General features: G+C 53.9%; 17 protein-coding genes and 1 pseudogene. 5 read left to right on the top strand and 13 right to left on the bottom strand.

Going from position 1 to position 16,788, the window contains the following annotated elements:
• The first annotated feature begins 17 nt into the window (after positions 1-17).
• The 3 genes and pseudogenes from AC52W5_RS13750 (at position 18) to AC52W5_RS13740 (ending at position 1,688) form a co-directional block, all read left to right on the top strand.
• Positions 18-350 carry an ArsR/SmtB family transcription factor gene (locus tag AC52W5_RS13750; RefSeq protein WP_495671399.1) on the top strand — a complete coding sequence of 111 codons (333 nt, stop codon included), beginning with the start codon at positions 18-20 and terminating at the stop codon, positions 348-350.
• Between the two features lie 57 nt (positions 351-407).
• Positions 408-845 (top strand): annotated as a pseudogene (locus AC52W5_RS13745) (pyridine nucleotide-disulfide oxidoreductase); the annotation flags it as partial.
• 30 nt (positions 846-875) lie between these two features.
• Entirely contained in the window at positions 876-1,688 is an 813-nt protein-coding gene (locus tag AC52W5_RS13740; RefSeq protein WP_495671398.1) for a sulfite exporter TauE/SafE family protein, read from the top strand.
• An 80-nt stretch (positions 1,689-1,768) separates the two neighbouring features.
• Here the strand turns inward: AC52W5_RS13740 and recO are convergent, their stop codons facing one another.
• The 11 genes from recO to AC52W5_RS13685 form a co-directional block, all read right to left on the bottom strand.
• Positions 1,769-2,497, bottom strand: coding sequence for a DNA repair protein RecO (recO, locus tag AC52W5_RS13735; RefSeq protein ID WP_495671397.1), 729 nt, complete (start codon positions 2,495-2,497; stop codon positions 1,769-1,771).
• A gap of 188 nt (positions 2,498-2,685) precedes the next feature.
• Positions 2,686-3,594: a GTPase Era gene (gene era, locus AC52W5_RS13730; RefSeq protein WP_074974966.1), complete on the bottom strand. Its 909-nt coding sequence runs from the start codon at positions 3,592-3,594 to the stop codon at positions 2,686-2,688.
• A gap of 271 nt (positions 3,595-3,865) precedes the next feature.
• Positions 3,866-4,543 (bottom strand): ribonuclease III, encoded by a 678-nt coding sequence (gene rnc, locus AC52W5_RS13725; protein WP_495671416.1) that lies wholly within the window; start codon positions 4,541-4,543, stop codon positions 3,866-3,868.
• Between the two features lie 92 nt (positions 4,544-4,635).
• The gene (gene lepB / locus AC52W5_RS13720; RefSeq protein ID WP_495671396.1) at positions 4,636-5,442 is read right to left on the bottom strand and encodes a signal peptidase I; all 807 of its coding nucleotides are present in this window, start codon (positions 5,440-5,442) and stop codon (positions 4,636-4,638) included.
• A gap of 103 nt (positions 5,443-5,545) precedes the next feature.
• Positions 5,546-7,342, bottom strand: coding sequence for a translation elongation factor 4 (gene lepA / locus AC52W5_RS13715; protein ID WP_495671415.1), 1,797 nt, complete (start codon positions 7,340-7,342; stop codon positions 5,546-5,548).
• A gap of 248 nt (positions 7,343-7,590) precedes the next feature.
• Positions 7,591-7,860 carry a glutaredoxin family protein gene (locus AC52W5_RS13710; protein WP_495671395.1) on the bottom strand — a complete coding sequence of 90 codons (270 nt, stop codon included), beginning with the start codon at positions 7,858-7,860 and terminating at the stop codon, positions 7,591-7,593.
• Positions 7,861-9,282, bottom strand: coding sequence for a DegQ family serine endoprotease (locus tag AC52W5_RS13705; RefSeq protein ID WP_495671394.1), 1,422 nt, complete (start codon positions 9,280-9,282; stop codon positions 7,861-7,863).
• 115 nt (positions 9,283-9,397) lie between these two features.
• Positions 9,398-10,384 carry a MucB/RseB C-terminal domain-containing protein gene (locus AC52W5_RS13700; RefSeq protein ID WP_495671393.1) on the bottom strand — a complete coding sequence of 329 codons (987 nt, stop codon included), beginning with the start codon at positions 10,382-10,384 and terminating at the stop codon, positions 9,398-9,400.
• 9 nt (positions 10,385-10,393) lie between these two features.
• Positions 10,394-10,957 carry a sigma-E factor negative regulatory protein gene (locus AC52W5_RS13695; protein WP_495671392.1) on the bottom strand — a complete coding sequence of 188 codons (564 nt, stop codon included), beginning with the start codon at positions 10,955-10,957 and terminating at the stop codon, positions 10,394-10,396.
• A 1-nt stretch (position 10,958) separates the two neighbouring features.
• A complete protein-coding gene (rpoE, locus tag AC52W5_RS13690) occupies positions 10,959-11,561 on the bottom strand; it encodes an RNA polymerase sigma factor RpoE (RefSeq protein ID WP_074974911.1) in 603 nt (200 codons plus the stop codon).
• Between the two features lie 334 nt (positions 11,562-11,895).
• Positions 11,896-12,237: a four-helix bundle copper-binding protein gene (locus AC52W5_RS13685; RefSeq protein ID WP_495671391.1), complete on the bottom strand. Its 342-nt coding sequence runs from the start codon at positions 12,235-12,237 to the stop codon at positions 11,896-11,898.
• 257 nt (positions 12,238-12,494) lie between these two features.
• Here AC52W5_RS13685 and AC52W5_RS13680 point away from each other — a divergent pair, with 257 nt between their 5' ends.
• Positions 12,495-13,412, top strand: coding sequence for a cation diffusion facilitator family transporter (locus tag AC52W5_RS13680; protein WP_495671390.1), 918 nt, complete (start codon positions 12,495-12,497; stop codon positions 13,410-13,412).
• Positions 13,413-13,582: 170 nt separating this feature from the next.
• Positions 13,583-15,187, top strand: a complete 1,605-nt coding sequence (gene nadB / locus AC52W5_RS13675; protein ID WP_495671389.1) for an L-aspartate oxidase — start codon at positions 13,583-13,585, stop codon at positions 15,185-15,187.
• Positions 15,188-15,223: 36 nt separating this feature from the next.
• Here the strand turns inward: nadB and AC52W5_RS13670 are convergent, their stop codons facing one another.
• Together AC52W5_RS13670 and AC52W5_RS13665 are read right to left on the bottom strand one after the other, a co-directional pair.
• A complete protein-coding gene (locus AC52W5_RS13670; protein WP_495671388.1) occupies positions 15,224-15,661 on the bottom strand; it encodes a hypothetical protein in 438 nt (145 codons plus the stop codon).
• Positions 15,658-16,638, bottom strand: coding sequence for a zinc dependent phospholipase C family protein (locus tag AC52W5_RS13665; RefSeq protein ID WP_495671387.1), 981 nt, complete (start codon positions 16,636-16,638; stop codon positions 15,658-15,660). Before AC52W5_RS13665 ends, AC52W5_RS13670 begins: the two co-directional genes overlap by 4 nt.
• Between the last annotated feature and the right edge of the window lie 150 nt (positions 16,639-16,788).

Below are 16,788 nucleotides of genomic sequence, written 5' to 3'. Positions count from 1 at the left end.
ATCGAGGAACACGGGTTATGAAACTGGAAGATTTCCCGGATATTTCCGCAATGAGGACTTCTGCCTCCACGGCATGCGGGATGCTGAAAGTGCTGGCGAACGAAGACAGACTGCTGATTTTGTGTCAGCTCATCAAGGGCGCCTGCAATGTGGGCGAGCTGGAGGCGCTGCTGGGGATTCGGCAGCCGACGCTTTCCCAACAGCTGACGGTGCTGCGTGACGAAGGCCTCGTCACCACCGAAAGAAAGGGTAAATACATTTATTATGCGCTCGTCAGCCTGGAGACGGTTCAGATCATGCAGACATTATATCGCCTCTACTGCAGGAGAGACGAAGGCATCGACTCTTGAGCATTCGATGAAAATCAATCGAGGAGAAAGAAGGATGAACAAGGATATGCGGCAGATGCCCCGGATTTTATCCGGCAAAGTCCGCTGGCCGACGCCGTCGGATGGTGTGAGGTCGACTCGAATACGCTGCGGCATCCCCACTATGCAAATATATTTGCATTGGGAGACGTCTGCTCTTCTCCAAATGCAAAAACCGCTGCTGCAGTGAGAAAGCAGATCGTTGTGGTCGCGGAGAACCTGCTGGCGCTCAAAGAGGGGAGAGAACCGGTGATGCGGTACGATGGCTATGGCTCCTGCCCGCTTACAGTCGAAAGAGGCAAGGTCATTCTGGCCGAGTTCGGATTTGGAGGCAAGTTGCTGCCGACTTTTCGCCTTGACCCAATCGTGCCGCGTTTCCTGGCTTGGCTTCTGAAAGCCCGGTTTCTGCCGTGGTTTTACTGGAATGGCTTCCTGAAAGGCCGCGAATGGTTGGCGCGGCCGGCAAAGATAAGCTGAGTCAAACTGACGGAAACGCAGCTTAGGCAAATGCAGACAGTACAATTCCTGAGTGCATTTCTGGGCTCCATCATCGGATTCATTCTCGCCCTGACCGGTGCGGGGGGCGCGATCCTCGCGGTTCCCCTGCTTATCTTCGGCCTGGGCTTGAGCGTGGCGGAAGCGGCGCCGATCGCGCTTTTCGCGGTATGTATTTCAGCTGCCGCCGGAGCACTGCTGGCATTGAAACAGGGAAGGGTGAGGTATCGGGCAGCCAGTCTTATTGCCCTCCTAGGTATTCTTGCAGCTCCGGGCGGTGTATTTCTTGCGCAGAAAATACCGAATGCGCCGCTTGTCATGCTATTTTCCGGGGTACTGGCCTACGCAGCGTCGCGGATGTTCCAGCAGAGCATGGAAAATGGCGCTGTAAGCTCCTCCGGGCCGCCTCCTTGCGGACTGGGCTCCACGGGCCGTCTCATCTGGACCGGTGCCTGCGCCCGCTCACTCGCATTGTCAGGGATAATAGCGGGCGTCCTGTCCGGTTTGCTAGGGGTTGGAGGTGGTTTCGTAGTCGTCCCGGCTCTGAGGAAGGCGACCGGCCTCGATATGTCATCCATCGTTTCGACGTCGCTTGCGGTAATCGCTCTGGTTTCCGCCGCAGGCGTGATATCCACGGCGATAATGGGGAGTATAAGCTGGTTGATTGCGCTTCCGTTTGGCGCAGGCGCCGTTGTGTCCATGCTGCTGGGCAGCCAGTTCGGACGCCATCTCAAGGGACCCCGGCTTCAGCAGGCATTTGCCTTCCTCGCGGGCTGTGTAGCTGCAATCATGTTCGCGAATGCAGTTCTGGGGATTCTACGTTGAAAACAGCGCCGCATTCTTCGGGGAGAAGGCTTGACACTTATGCCGCCTGTTGTCTTCTGCCTGTTCTGCAGGGACGCGTATTACAATTGCTGAAACTCCTTCAGTAACTGGCGTGTATGCAATGGCTTATCTCCCAGATAGTGGTTGAGCAGCGCGCGCATCAGAATCCTGCTCTGCAGGCGCGTCAGGGAGGCTGAATAGTCTCCCTGGCTCATATCAAGCAGTGTTTTTCCACTTAACTGGAGATTAAAAAGGCAGTTGCCGTTGCTCGCTGCAACAGGTCCCCGCTCGATTTCATAGCAGTACGCCTGGTTTGGTTTAATCACTTTTCCTGATGAAACATCGTGATCGAGTGTCAAGGCATAACCCATCTCCTGCAGGAGGCGCTGCTCGAAGCGGCGTAGTATGGGAATGTAATCGCTTGCCGTACTCAGGTCAGACAAGGCCTCCTGATAGCAGGCAAATAATCGTTCGTGCGGGTCATTGCGGTGCAATAGCCGTATCAAAAGTTCATTGAGATAAAATCCGCAGATCAGGGCAGTTCCCTGTAAGGGTAGCTGCCCACCCTGCCATTCAGCTTTATGCAAGGTGCGTAATTCGGACTTCCCCCCCCAGCTCAACAGGAGAGGCTGGAATGCGCGCAGCAAGCCCCTCAGGGCAGATGTCGGGCGCTTGGCGCCTTTCGCAATCACGGCAATACGCCCGGAATTTTGCGTGAAAACTTCTACGATAAGGCTGGTTTCAAGATAAGGATAGCTGTGCAGCACAAAAGCGAGTTGTGCTTCTTGACGCTGTTTATCTACGCTCATGTTTAGGGAGCATCAGCGGTTATCATCAGGCTTGATCAAGCCCACCGGAAAGATGCCTCAAAAGATTATGTACGGGATACCGGAAGCCCGGTCGAGCACACTACTGTCCGGAATAAAATTAGTGACAACCTGGGGAACTGCATGGGCAAAAAATGGGCGTAGGGCCAGATGGGATGCTTGTGTGCCGCTTACTCATATCCGAGGCTTTTCAAGGTTCGGGCATCTTCGGCCCAGCCGCTTTTGACCTTTACCCAGACCTTGAGATAAACCTTGCCACCGAAGCTTTCTTCCATATCCTTGCGCGCCTGGGTAGCGATCAGCTTCAATTTTTCTCCATCCTTACCGATGACAATCGCTTTCTGCCCGGATTTGTCTACCACAATGGAAGCGTGAATCCTGCGCAGTTCGCCTTCCATCACAAACTGGTCAATGATGACGCTGGTGGAATAAGGAATCTCTTCTCCCAACAGCCGGAACAATTTTTCGCGAACCAGTTCCGCGGCTATGAAGCGTTCATCCCGGTCGGTTACTTCATCTTCCTGGAATAATGGCGGATTTTGCGGCAGGTGCGGCCGTATCGCAGCTATCAATTCGGGCAGCCGCCCTCCATTCTCGGCGCTTACCGGCACCAAGGCTGCGAAGTCAAATTCCTTTGACGTTTTTTCGAGGAAGGGAAGCAGTTGGGATTTATCGGGCAGGCGGTCGATTTTGTTGAGGGCAAGAACCACGGGCTTGTTTTTTGGCAGGAGTTTCACCACCAGCTTGTCGCGATCGTCGAAGTGCATCGCTTCAATCACCAGTATCACGACATCCACATCCCGCAGCGTCTGGGTAACCAGACGATTCATCCCGCTGTTCAAACGGCTTGTATGCCGCGTCTGGAACCCCGGGGTGTCGACAAAAACAAACTGGGAATGTGCATCAGTGAAAATTCCATGTATGCGATGCCGCGTCGTCTGGGATTTTTTTGATGTAATACTGATCTTTTGCCCGACCAGCCTGTTCAGCAGGGTGGATTTTCCTACGTTGGGACGGCCAACGATAGCAATATAACCGCTGCGATAGGCTGGGTCTGCAAGGGGAGCTTCAGTGTTCATCAGAAAAGGTTTTGCGCCAATATACACTCGCGGAAATTTTTCACAGCCTTGCTGTTGGAATATTTGGCTGTGGCAGGGAGCATTTCACAGTTCAGGAAAGCACGAAAGTTGTTCTCTATTGAGTCAGCAGGCAAACAGTATGAACGTCATCTCGGCTGAAGTCAGTAAACCGGAATCCAGCCAAACCAACAATGGCCTGCTTTGAACGTCACTTGATGCCGGATTCGAGTCAGGCTCGGAATGAAGAGATTCATAATATTTTCTGACCGGGTCAATAATGCGACTGGAGTTGCTCATAAGCTTGCCTGGCTGCGTGCTGTTCCGCGCTGCGACGGCTTGCGCCTTCGCCCAGAGTGCGGATTTCAGGCCGGGAAATCACGCATTCCACCTGAAACTGCTGCTGGTGAGCCTCGCCTCGGGTAGCAACGACAGCATACCGGGGCAGCGCCAGCTTGTGGCTCTGGAGATATTCCTGCAAAAGGGTTTTGGGATCCTTGCCGAGGGTATGGGTGTTCATCTCCCCCCCCAGGGAGGGAGTGAAAAGAATTTCAACTGTCTTCTCGGCCTGCTCAAAACCCGCGTCGAGATATATGGCGCCAATCACAGCTTCCAGCGCATCCGCAAGAATCGAAGGCCGTTTGTCCCCTCCGCTTTTGAGTTCACCTTCGCCAAATCGGATAAGCTTTCCCAGCTCAAGCGTTTGCGCCAGTTCAGCCAGCGCCTTCTGGTTTACGAGGTTTGCCCGTATCCGTGACAGACCGCCTTCGCTGAGGTCAGGAAAATGATGGAATATCAATCCGGCGACGGCGCAGTTGAGGACGGCGTCGCCAAGAAATTCAAGCCGTTCGTTGTGAGGGATGCTGTGGCTTCTGTGCGTCAGCGCTTGCCGCAGCAGTTCGGCGCGATGGAAGGTGTAACCGAGTTTTCGGCACAGCGCCGCACTCTCCATATTCCGGTAAGCTGTCCCCAATTTTGCGCGCCCCTCCCACCAACTGTGGCGAGTGATCTGCCACATGCTCAAGGTCCCGATTGCCGCCCGAATTACTTGATCGATAATCCGATGCGTTTCAGGTCGCTGAAATTCCACCAGATCATGAAAGCCTTGCCGACAATGTTCTGGTCGGGTACGAATCCCCAATAACGACTGTCACTGCTGCTGTCCCGGTTGTCTCCCATTGCAAAGTAGTTGCCGGGAGGAACCTTGCAGGTAAATCCACGATCGTTATAGCTGCAATTTTCATGATGGGGGAAGGGGAGCACACCCCCTAGCTGGATACTATCCCTCTCCTGCGGATTGATAAGGACATTATAGCGGTGATTTCCGAGGGACTCCGTGTAGCTGCGGCTGTAAACGAATTTCAGGCCCGATTCCACATAGGTATATTCTCCGTTCGGTTCCATCCTCACCGGTACGTTGTTGACGCTCAGTTGCTTGTCACGGTAAGTGATGATATCTCCGGGTATCCCCACGATACGCTTGATGTAATCCATGGATGGATCCACCGGGTAGCGAAAAACCATGACCTCGCCACGCTGAGGAGTGTTTATATCCATCAGCTTGACGTTGGCGACCGGCAGCCGGATGCCGTAAGTATATTTATTGACGAGAATGAAATCTCCTACCAGCAGAGTCGGAATCATCGAGCCCGAGGGGATTTTGAAAGGCTCAACCAGGAAAGAACGCAGGCAGAACACGACAAGAATCACCGGGAAAAAGCTTTTCGGATACTCCACCCACCATGGCCCCTGGTTTCCCGGCGCGCGGCGTGGTTGCAGCACGATACGATCGAGCAGGGCGATACTGCCGGTGATCAGCAGCAATATCAGCATAATGAGCGGAAAGTTCATTCTTGTTCCTTATTCCCTTCGGGTGGACAGTCCATTGCCCGCCCGGAAACGGGATTTTTCCGGTGAGCATGTGCCGCTTGTTGAAGGCATCGTATTGTTTGAACTACTTTTCTCCAACCTGCAGAATCGCGAGAAACGCTTCCTGTGGAATCTCGACATTGCCGACTTGCTTCATACGCTTTTTACCGGCTTTCTGTTTTTCCAGAAGCTTGCGTTTACGCGTGATATCGCCGCCATAGCATTTGGCCAGCACATTCTTGCGCAAGGCCTTGATACTTTCCCTGGCGATAATGTGCGAGCCTATGGCGGCTTGAACAGCGATGTCGAACATCTGCCGGGGAATCAGTTCGCGCATTTTCTGCGCGAGTTCCCGTCCGCGGTACTGGCTGCTCGCACGATGCACAATCAGCGACAAGGCGTCCACGCGCTCGCCATTGATGAGGATATCCAGCTTGACGAGATCGGAAGCCCTGAACTCCTTGAATTCATAATCAAGTGAAGCGTAACCGCGGCTGGTCGATTTTAACCTGTCGAAGAAATCCATGACGACTTCATTGAGCGGGATTTCATAGGTCAGCATGACCTGCCTGCCCATATATTGCATATTCTTCTGGATTCCCCGCTTGTTGATGCAAAGCGTAATGACCGATCCGACATATTCCTGCGGGACGAGGATGGTTGCCGTAATGATCGGCTCCCGAATCTGCTCTATTTTTGAGAGATCAGGCAGTCTGGACGGGTTTTCGATTTCAATGACCGATCCATCGCGCAGCACGACCTGATACACCACCGTTGGCGCGGTGGTGATGAGGTTCATGTCGTATTCCCGCTCCAGTCTTTCCTGTACGATGTCGAGATGAAGGAGTCCGAGAAAGCCGCAGCGAAAACCAAACCCCAACGCCTGCGACGTTTCCGGCTCGTATTGCAATGAGGAATCATTGAGTTTTAGCTTCTCCAGCGCATCGCGCAGGGCATCATACTGGTTGGATTCCACGGGGTAGAGTCCGGCGAACACCTGCGGTTTGATCTCCTTGAAGCCGAGCAGCGGTTGGGGAGCGGGGCGATCAGCGAGTGTTACCGTATCGCCGACCTTGGCAGACTTCAACTCCTTGATTCCGGAAATAATGAAGCCCACTTCACCGGCGCTGAGAGATTCCCGGTTTCTGGATTTTGGCGTAAATACGCCCACCTGTTCACACAGGTGGACAGTTCTACTCGCCATCAGCAATATTCTGTCCTTAGGTCTCAATACCCCATCCATTACCCGCACGAGCATTACCACGCCCACATAGTTGTCGAACCAGGAATCGATGATAAGGGCCTTCAGGGGGGCTTCCGAATTCCCTTTCGGAGGGGGAATACGCGAAATGACCTCTTCCAGGATATCCTCCACCCCGAAACCGGTTTTTGCGCTTGCCCGCACGGCATCCTGGGCTTCTATGCCGATAATATCTTCAATTTCCTTGATGACGCGTTCCGGTTCGGCGGCGGGCAGATCGATCTTGTTCAGCACCGGTATGACTTCCACGCCCTGTTCGATTGCGGTGTAGCAATTTGCAACGGTTTGGGCTTCCACGCCCTGGGAAGCATCAACCACCAGGAGGGCTCCCTCGCAGGCTGCGAGAGAGCGCGATACTTCATAGGAGAAGTCGACGTGGCCGGGTGTATCGATCAGATTCAGGAGATAGCGGCTGCCATCACGGGATTTGTATTCCAGAGCTGCCGTCTGCGCCTTGATGGTGATTCCGCGCTCGCGCTCCAGCTCCATCGAGTCCAGCACCTGTTCTTCCATTTCCCGGTCGGACAGCCCTCCGCATAAATGGATGATGCGGTCTGCGAGCGTGGACTTGCCGTGATCGATATGGGCGATGATGGAAAAGTTGCGGATGTGCTGCATCAGGGATCGGGATGGCAAGGGAAGAGGGTGATAACAGGACGACGCCGGAATTCACCGGCAATCAAAAAAGGGCACATGGTGTGCCCTCTCATGGCGTGGCCCTCTGGTCGCACGTGTATCCGGTCCCTGCAAATTCTTGTTCAAGACGGACATTTTAGCGAATTTTGAGGAAATAAGCACCTGCCGAGTCGCCTTCTTCCCCTTTATCGTCGGGAAAGAAGGCGGCCGCCGCTTCCACAAAAGAACGGGTACTATTTTTCGATTCGCTGAAATATCCGGGCAAACGCATTCAGGTCGAGGTGATAGTGGCAGATTTCCCTGTTTCCGGCCATCAACACTGGAACGCGTTGCCCATAACGTGATTGCAGATCACTGTCGCTATCCACATCCACGACTTCGAGCTGGAAAAGATAATCTGGCTTCAATTCCTGCAGGGCCGCAAGCATGTCCTGGCAGAGGTGGCAGTGCTCCCGGCCATAAACTGTCAGCAAGACAGGGAAATCAGGATCGGGAGCAGCCATTTATTTGTTTTCACCATTCATCTTCATAGTGATGAAGGTGGCGGTATCGCCGCGTTTCACCAGCAAGGCAATATTGCGTCCTTTTTCGACCTTGTTGAGCAACTGGTTGAATTGATCAACCGTTTTGACATCCTGATTATTGATGCTCAGAATGACATCGCCGGGTCGGACCCCCGCGCGGCTTGCGATACCGGGCACCATATCCTCGACCAGAAGCCCGCTTTCAGTTTCCAGTTCCTTCTTCTGATCCGAAGTCAGCTCGATCAGGCTCAAGCCGATGCGATTCGCTGCATCCGGCATCTTGCCCCGCTTTCCAGAACGCGCCGCTGGTTTTTCATCCTCTGGAAGCTCATCCACTGTAATCGTGAGCTCCTTGGTCGATCCATTCCGCCACACCTGCATCTGCACTTTCGTGCCTGGCTTGGTCGAGCCAACTATGCGTGGCAGATCGCCCGAAGAATTCACGGTCTTGCCGTCGAACTTGAGAATGACATCCCGTGCTTGAATGCCCGCCTTGTCTGCCGGGCCGCCTTTCTGGACAGAAGCTACCAGCGCGCCGGCTGGCTTGGGTAAACCGAACGATTCCGCAAGCTCCTTTGTGATTTCCTGAATCAGCACGCCGATTCTGCCCCGGCTCACCCTGCCGCTTGCAATCAGCTGATTTGATATATCCCGGGCAACATCGATGGGAATAGCGAATGACAAACCCATGAATCCGCCGGTGCGGCTGTAAATCTGAGAATTGACGCCGACCACCTCACCGTTCATATTGAACAGCGGTCCGCCGGAATTCCCGGGGTTGATCGCGACATCCGTCTGGATGAAGGGCACGAAATTTTCCTGCGCCAGAGAGCGTCCTTTGGCGCTGACAATCCCGGCAGTAACGCTGTTTTCAAAGCCGAAGGGTGATCCGATCGCTACCACCCATTCTCCCACCTTCATTTGGTTGGGATCACCCTGGGTGACTTTCGGCAGTCCGGTAGCATCGATCTTGAGGAGAGCGATGTCCGTCTTCCGGTCCGCCCCAATCAGCTTTGCCCGGAACTCCCGCTTATCCGTAAGCTTTACATTGATTTCATCGGCTCCATCGATCAAATGGGTATTTGTCAGAATATAGCCGTCCGAACTGATAATGAAGCCGGAACCCACCGATCTGGATTCGAAATCTCGTGGCATTCCTCCATGAGGCTGCATGTGTCTCCGGAAAAACTCGAAAAACGGATCATCCTCGGGTATGTTCGGCATTCCCGGGAAAGCGCGTTCCGTGGCTGCGTTGCCTGACTGAACGGTGCTGATATTTACGACCGAAGGTCCTTCTCTTTCGACCAACCCGGTAAAATCCGGCAATTCGCGCGCTGGCGCTTCCGCAAACACGCTCGTGGATAATCCAAACAGCGCCACCAGTAAAAATTTAGCAATCATACTTTTTCTTCCATGGAGTAGAAACGGGTGAACCTTCATCCATCTGGCCAAGATAATGGGATAGTAGTACCAGGCCCCCATTCAGTCCCAGTCGCAGCCGGCCTGTCTTGACGGCCTAACGACTGGTAACGGAATTGCCGATTTGCATTACAGTGGCTGGCGGTACTTCGCCTATGGCAGTTACCCTGTTGTCGCCGAGAGTACGTGTATAGATATTGATCGCGCCGCGGCTGTGGTAGAGACCTTCGACCGGGGAAGAAGCCTCTCCGGAATGGGGCTCGATAAATACCGACACGGCAGCAAGACCATCCGAGAGAGCAATATGCGCAACAGGACGTGATTTACCGGAGAGATTACGTTTCATTTCCACAATCTTTTTGAATCCCGGAGGCGGGTCTTTGACATGCCAGCCAAGCTTCCCGCTACCTTGTGTCGAGGAGACAAGATTTGTCTTGCGCCATTCGGCAGCTTGACCCGAATATTTGGATTTCAACAGATCCTTGTCTATTTCACCGCCAATTTTCAGGTCGGTGAATACAAATTGTTCCACCACCCGGCCTTTATCCATTACGGCAGCCTTCAGCAACAGGCCGGTATTGAGATCCATCCATAATTTCTGGCCATAACGCTTGTCATCCCTGGGCTCCAGCTCGATGACCTGGCTGGCATAATCACTGACCCGCTCCTGCTTGCCCTTTTTGACGATATAGTTATCGTCGAGATTGATCAACGGCTGAGGCAGCAGCGCGGGAAAAACTTTTCGCAACCAGCGTTTTTCCGTCACTACGGTCTTGCTTTCCGGCAGATAACATCTCATTTCATCGTTGTTGCGGATAATCTCACGTGGAGGGCCATCCAGCACCACGCTTTTTTCCTGCTCACCTTCCTCATTCACCAGATGGATGATGCGCGATGTTTCTATCTGATCGTCAGACGAATAGACGAATGTCCCGACATAATTGTAATGGCGCGGCGCGGTGGCAATCTTTTGCAGCCAGTTAAGTGCCTCGGGGGATGAGGGGAATGAACTGGAGGGATTTTGCGCGAATGCGGATTGGACGATGACTGTCAGCAACAGGGAAGACAGTGAAACCTGTGTCATCTGTGGACGTTATCGCGCGCTTTCCGCCGATGTACGCATGAAAGGAACTGCCCCCTGTATTGTGGTGCTAGGCGAGAATTGCCGGTGCGCCAGGAGATAGTCGTTGATTTGTGCAGACTCGGACGCGGCGATGGAAGCTTTGGCGGGAATTACAGGATAAGTGGCAACGGGCGCTACAGTGGCTGCAGAAGTCGAGGGCGACGTCCTGTTATCGGCCAGATTCTGCCTCAGAAGATCCGACTCTTGCGTCGTTTGCAGAATTATCCATCCACCCACCATTGCTGCCGCGATGGAGGCCGCAGCGGCATAAGTTCTCGGCCTGCGCTTCGGAGTCGGATGAAGCAAGGTTGTGTTTGGTACCGTGGATACCGTAGGTTCCGCTATCAGTCTTGCGTTAACTCGCCGCGTAATATCGAGTGGCTTGACCTCCGATTGACCCAACGCATCGCTGATCAGGTGGTAAGCAACCCAGCGTTCCCGTAGCTCCTCCGCGTTCCTGAATTGCTCGATCACTACCGCCGCATCGTCTGCGTCCAGTTCACCATCCATCAATGCCGATATTTTTTCTTGCATATTACCACCTCTTATCTTTACCAGTCCCCAGCAAGGGACGCAGTTTTTCCGCTATTGCTTCCCGTGCACGAAATATTCGCGAACGGACCGTGCCGATAGGGCAATTCATGATCGCTGCGATTTCCTCGTAGCTCAGTCCCTCGATTTCTCTCAACGTAATTGCCGTACGCAGTTCTTCAGGCAATTCTTCCAGCGTTTGGTTCACCGTTTGAGCGATCTGTTTGCTTGTCAGTTCGCTCTCGGGCGTATTCATTTCGCGCAGCTGGCTCGCTTCTTCAAAACCTTCGGCCTCTTCGCTGTCAAATCCTGTCGTGGTGGTAGGTGCCCGCCGTCCTTGAGCCACCAGAAAATTCTTGGCAGTATTGATGCCTATCCTGTACAACCATGTATAAAATGCGCTGTCTCCCCTAAACGACGGTAGTGCACGGTAAGCCTTGATAAAGGCTTCCTGGGTTACATCCTCTACTTCTGACGCATCCCGGATGAATTGCGAAAGGAGACGTGCAAGCTTGCGCTGGTATTTGATCACCAGAAGATCGAAGGCCTGCTTGTCGCCATGCTGCGCGCGTTCCACCAGTTGCTGATCGATTTCCCGGTCACCCATGCCGCCTGATTCCTGAATTAACGAATTTCTTGCCTGTAACTGCTTCATTATAAGGCAGCTCAGCCAAGTATACCCGTTCAGGAGCCCATCGGGAATTACGCACCGGTCCATCGACCGCCGTCTGTGTGAACAGACAACGCGTAGTATAAATTAGTTCAGTTGAAAATGTGGTTATTCCAGCAGATAGAGTACATGTCAGATTCAGGGCCCTGGTTGTGGACCCTTTTCTTGGCAGAAAACAAAACGCAAAAAGAAGTCCCTTGCAAGCTCAAGGCCCTTTTGTCCCTTTGTTTGGGGGAAGAAAAAAAGGCCCCAACAGGGCCTCATCATGCGTTTATGCCGCCATCTTGCGACAGTGCTCCGCGCACTGGCGGCAGGCTTGCACGCACTCTTCCATTCCATCCAGTTGCTCGCAACTTTTAGCACACGCCTCACAAATTTCGGCACAGGCGCCACAGACCTTGGGACTAAATCTGGAGCCGCTGAGCATGAAATTCAGTGAGGTCTGGCAGATTTCCACGCAATTCATCATCAGCCGGAGGTGGTCGGCCTCGACATGCTTGCCGCCTGATTCCAGGCAATGGTTCATGGCCATTTGCAGGCAGGTGCGATGACAATGGGTGCATGCATCAATACAGGCTTGCAGATTCTGATCGGTTTCCGTGTATAAAAACATGGTCTTCTCCTTCTCCGTTTTTGAGAAATTTTTCGGGATCGATGGAACTTCATCAAACCCGCTAGCGCATAATGTGCGCCAGCACCGCTTCACATTCCGTACGCTAGCAGACATAAAATTCAGGGCCGGGAAGGAGACGGGCAGTGGCGGAGCAGGAATAGGGATAGATTGTTGCTATCATTGTTCGGATTACGCGTCTTTCATCCAGATTGAGGCAGATGGGAAGTCATCACAGTCGCGGCCACGGTTTTTCCAGCATGTCATCTCATACCGGGCACTCCGGACACCACAACCACTCTCCCGCACGCAATCATGGAGGTGCGTTCGTTATTGCCATCACCTTGAACGCCGGTTTTGTCGTAGTTGAGTTCGGTTACGGCTTTGCCGCCAACTCGACGGCGCTCATGGCAGATGCAGGCCATAATTTATCGGATGTGCTCGGGCTTGCGTTAGCGTGGGGCGCGGCAATTTTGAGCCGCAAGGCGCCCAGCGAACGTTATACCTATGGCTTGCGCAGCACTTCGATACTCGCCGCGCTGGCAAATGCTGTTCTGCTCCTGGTGGCATGCGGTGCAATCGCCTGGGAAGCTTTTCAGCGGTTCTCGCAACCCCCGATAGTAGCCGGTCTCACCGTTGCAGTCGTAGCGACCGCTGGTCTTCTGATCAACGGTCTGTCTGCCTGGCTGTTTTTGAAGGGGAGCAAGGAGGACCTGAATATTCGCGGCGCTTTCCTGCACATGGCGGCGGATGCCGCGGTTTCGGCCGGCGTTCTGGTATCCGGGGTGGCGATCCTTTTCACGCAATGGTATTGGCTCGACCCGGTGATCAGCCTGATGGTCGTTGTCGTCATTATCTTCAATACATGGGGTCTTCTGCGCGATTCGGTTCAACTTGCGCTAAGCGCTGTACCCCCGCATATCGACATTGCCGCGATCGAAGCTTTTCTGCGCAACCAGCCGGGTGTGACGGACGTACATGAGCTACATATATGGGGCCTGAGTACGACCGAGAGCGCGCTCACTGTCCACCTCGTCATGCCAGATGGGTATCCTGGCGATTCTTTCATGGATAGTATCAGAACGACCCTGGAAGCGCGCTACGCCATTCATCACAGTACCCTGGAGATCGAACAGGGCACCATCAGTCATTATTGTCCGGTAATCAGAGTCGATTGATCTTCGTTGATTGGAGTTAAAATCACCCAGCATCTATGGAAAGAATGAAGTGAGGCGGAAGATGGAAGATCAATCGACAATCGACTCTGACCCCGGTGACTTTGCTGCCATAAATGCATTCGTCAGGTCTGTTATCATTCCCTGCTCACAAAAACAGATAACGACGATCAGTGTCACAGCTTAATTTCGATACCCTGATAATTGGCAGCGGCCTGGCGGGGCTCACCCTCGCGCTCAATCTGGCGCAAAACAGGAAAGTAGGCCTCATCACCAAGCGTGCGCTGCTCGATGGAGCAAGCGGATGGGCGCAGGGGGGAATCGCCGCAACATTATCGGAAGAAGATTCGCCCGAAGCTCACCTCCACGATACGCTCGTCGCAGGCGCAGGTCTCTGCAACGAAGAGGTGACGCGATATGTAGTGGAAAATGGTCCCCAGGCGGTCCAATGGCTGATCGATCAGGGAGTGCCTTTCACGCGCGATGGCGGCAACGGGACCGGCTATCATCTGACCCGTGAAGGCGGGCATAGCGTGCGCCGCATCATTCATGCGGCGGATGCGACCGGGAGGGCAGTGCAATTGACCCTGATCGAAAGAGCGCATGCCCACCCGAATATCACCGTGCTGGAGTACCATGTCGCGATCGACCTGATCACCAGCGCCAAACTGGCTGGCCGTGGTGAGCGATCCCACAGGAACGGCAATCGCTGCCTTGGCGCTTACGTGCTGCACAGCAGGGAAGGGAGGGTGCGCACCATAGCGGCGAGCAACACCGTGCTGGCAACGGGTGGAGCGGGCAAAGTCTATCTCTACACCACCAATCCGGATACTTCGACCGGCGATGGCATTGCCATGGGCTGGCGTGCAGGCTGCCGCATAGCGAATATGGAGTTCATCCAGTTTCATCCCACTTGCCTTTATCATCCTCACGCCAAATCGTTCCTCATCAGCGAAGCGGTGCGAGGCGAGGGGGGGCTACTGAAACTGCCCGATGGCACCCGTTTCATGCCCGCGCACGATGAGCGCGCCGAGCTTGCGCCGCGTGACATCGTGGCGCGCGCCATCGACTTCGAAATGAAGAAGCGCGGGCTCGACTGTGTGTACCTGGATATTTCGCACAAGCCGGCAGACTTCCTGAAGGAGCATTTTCCGACCATTTACCAGCGCTGCTTGGAATTCGGCATCGATATCACCAGAGAACCAATTCCCGTCGTGCCTGCGGCTCACTATACATGTGGCGGTGTCGTCACCGACTGGAACGGAGAAACTGATCTGGACAATCTTTATGCGATTGGTGAAACCGCGCACACCGGTCTGCACGGAGCCAACCGCCTGGCGAGCAATTCACTGCTGGAGTGCCTGGTATTCGGACAGGCCGCCGCTCGGGATATCATGCAGCAGATACCTGAACCCATCACCGCATTGCCGCCATGGGATGAAAGTCGCGTGACCAACGCCGATGAGGAAATCGTCATCTCCCATAACTGGGACGAATTGCGGCGCTTCATGTGGAGTTACGTCGGTATCGTCCGCACCACTAAGCGGCTGCAGCGGGCGCAGCACCGCATCAGTCTTTTGCACGAAGAGATCAACGAGTACTACGCGAATTTCCACGTCACGAATGACCTGCTGGAATTGCGCAATCTCGTGGATACAGCGGACCTGATCGTGCAAAGTGCGATGCTGCGCCATGAAAGCCGCGGCCTGCACTACAGCAAGGATTATCCGGACTTGCTGCCGGAGGCGAGGGATACGGTGTTGAAGCGGGAGCAGTAAGAGGTGAAGTGAGCTGCTGCGGGGTGGCAAGCCCGATCAATTTCTCCCGCACACTTCTTTCGTATCAATCGAAAACTCGCACGGCTGCGGCTTTCCCACCCAGCGGTGACGGTCCATGCGTCCGGAACATCCAGCGTCTTCGAGAAGGGCGCGCTGCCCGGAGGCATCGCAAACCAGCACGACTGAGTGCCTGTCCTGGCGTAGCACTCTCACCTTATAGCCTTTAAAGTTTCGAAGCAGCGCCGGGTCATGTTGCGTTGCCCGCACGAGCAGCTCCTTTTCATCGAGCCCGGACGGGGGATTCTTGAAGCGAACGGTGGATTCCACCGCAGCCGCGAGTTTGGTCAATGCTGAAGCCTTGATAAACATCTCTTCGCTATAAGGACGCTTTGGGGTGGGGGCGCACCCTGCAACGAGCGATAGCACAAGCGCGATAGTTATGCTGACGAGGATACCGGCAGGATGTGTGCTCATGAGGCAACCCTTTGCCAATGGATAAGGTTGCCCTGATCGTCTTTTCCTGTATCCAGATTGCAATTCACCACGGCCGTCAGGTAGCTATTGTCGTTTTCGAAGACGGCCTTGGCGATGTGCGACCAGGTAGCAAGAACATTCTCCAGGGCGCGATCAAATATCGCATCGTAGCTCATGAGTTCAAGCGGGGTCGCCAGGTTTTCCAGATATTGCGGGTCGAGATCGTCAACCGCAGGGTAGGTCAAACCAATGTTGGCAGCGACATGCCGGGCAAAGGGAGGAAGTAAATTTCCTTCTTCCGCTTTGTCGACAACGAACTTGAATGCGCTGTGCCAATTATCGATAACTGGAGGGTCGGTTTGATAAGCACTGCCATAACAGGTTTCAAGCATGCTCTGCCAGGCGAGTGTAACGGCAGGATCGAGTTTTCCGCTGCCAGGTTTATCGCAGCAGCCCCAGATTCCGGAATCCAGATGTTCGGCCAGGCCGATCTCACCGATATTCAATCGCTGGAAAATATAGGCATCCTGATGCATTTCGCATATCCTGTGCTTATCCTTGTTCTTCCGGTATTCACCTACCTTGAGTTCGATGACAGGATGAATCGTCGTATCAGTAACGACATGGCTGGTATATCCCAGGAGCCATGAAAATGCCTTTTGCCGGGATGCTCCATCGAGTCTTTTGATCCGCTCGACTCCTGTTTTGATCATGTCGCCGGTTCTCTGATAGTGCATTCGATCCGCCCACTCGCCAGCACTGGAGTGAGCAATGTCCAGATAGGGATAATCAGGGCTGACCGCGCCAAGCTCACAGAAACGGAAGTAATCCAGTACCGGGACAATTGCTCCCCGAGGAAATCCCTGTTTTTCGAGTCGGCCCGGTTCCTTGGCCAGGTTTACCATGGTGAGGTGTGCATAAGCGCCAGGCATGGATAGTCGCGGATAGTGATTGATCGAGAGTGTGGTGGAGAACAATGTTATTGTATATCTTGCCTCGATTTCGGGAAGTGTTCAGACAGCAGGCGGAATATTTCTTCCCATGGTAGTCACAGGATCCAGCAAAGATCGAATGTGGTCACACCAGATTTGGCATGATTCGCTTCGCCATAGATTGCCTACAGTGGT

Source organism: Nitrosospira sp. CT (genome assembly GCF_059489795.1).
This window is presented reverse-complemented; position numbering and strand designations above follow the sequence as displayed.

Coding starts and splice junctions, on each gene's coding strand:
- AC52W5_RS13685 (WP_495671391.1), bottom strand. CDS start 12,237: ATGTTTTTATACACGGAAACCGATCAGAATCTGCAAGCCTGTATTGAT.
- AC52W5_RS13750 (WP_495671399.1), top strand. CDS start 18: ATGAAACTGGAAGATTTCCCGGATATTTCCGCAATGAGGACTTCTGCC.
- AC52W5_RS13705 (WP_495671394.1), bottom strand. CDS start 9,282: ATGATTGCTAAATTTTTACTGGTGGCGCTGTTTGGATTATCCACGAGC.
- era (WP_074974966.1), bottom strand. CDS start 3,594: ATGAACACTGAAGCTCCCCTTGCAGACCCAGCCTATCGCAGCGGTTAT.
- rnc (WP_495671416.1), bottom strand. CDS start 4,543: ATGGAGAGTGCGGCGCTGTGCCGAAAACTCGGTTACACCTTCCATCGC.
- lepB (WP_495671396.1), bottom strand. CDS start 5,442: ATGAACTTTCCGCTCATTATGCTGATATTGCTGCTGATCACCGGCAGT.
- rpoE (WP_074974911.1), bottom strand. CDS start 11,561: ATGGGTGACCGGGAAATCGATCAGCAACTGGTGGAACGCGCGCAGCAT.
- AC52W5_RS13695 (WP_495671392.1), bottom strand. CDS start 10,957: ATGCAAGAAAAAATATCGGCATTGATGGATGGTGAACTGGACGCAGAC.
- AC52W5_RS13710 (WP_495671395.1), bottom strand. CDS start 7,860: ATGGCTGCTCCCGATCCTGATTTCCCTGTCTTGCTGACAGTTTATGGC.
- AC52W5_RS13700 (WP_495671393.1), bottom strand. CDS start 10,384: ATGACACAGGTTTCACTGTCTTCCCTGTTGCTGACAGTCATCGTCCAA.
- recO (WP_495671397.1), bottom strand. CDS start 2,497: ATGAGCGTAGATAAACAGCGTCAAGAAGCACAACTCGCTTTTGTGCTG.
- AC52W5_RS13740 (WP_495671398.1), top strand. CDS start 876: ATGCAGACAGTACAATTCCTGAGTGCATTTCTGGGCTCCATCATCGGA.
- AC52W5_RS13670 (WP_495671388.1), bottom strand. CDS start 15,661: ATGAGCACACATCCTGCCGGTATCCTCGTCAGCATAACTATCGCGCTT.
- AC52W5_RS13680 (WP_495671390.1), top strand. CDS start 12,495: ATGTCATCTCATACCGGGCACTCCGGACACCACAACCACTCTCCCGCA.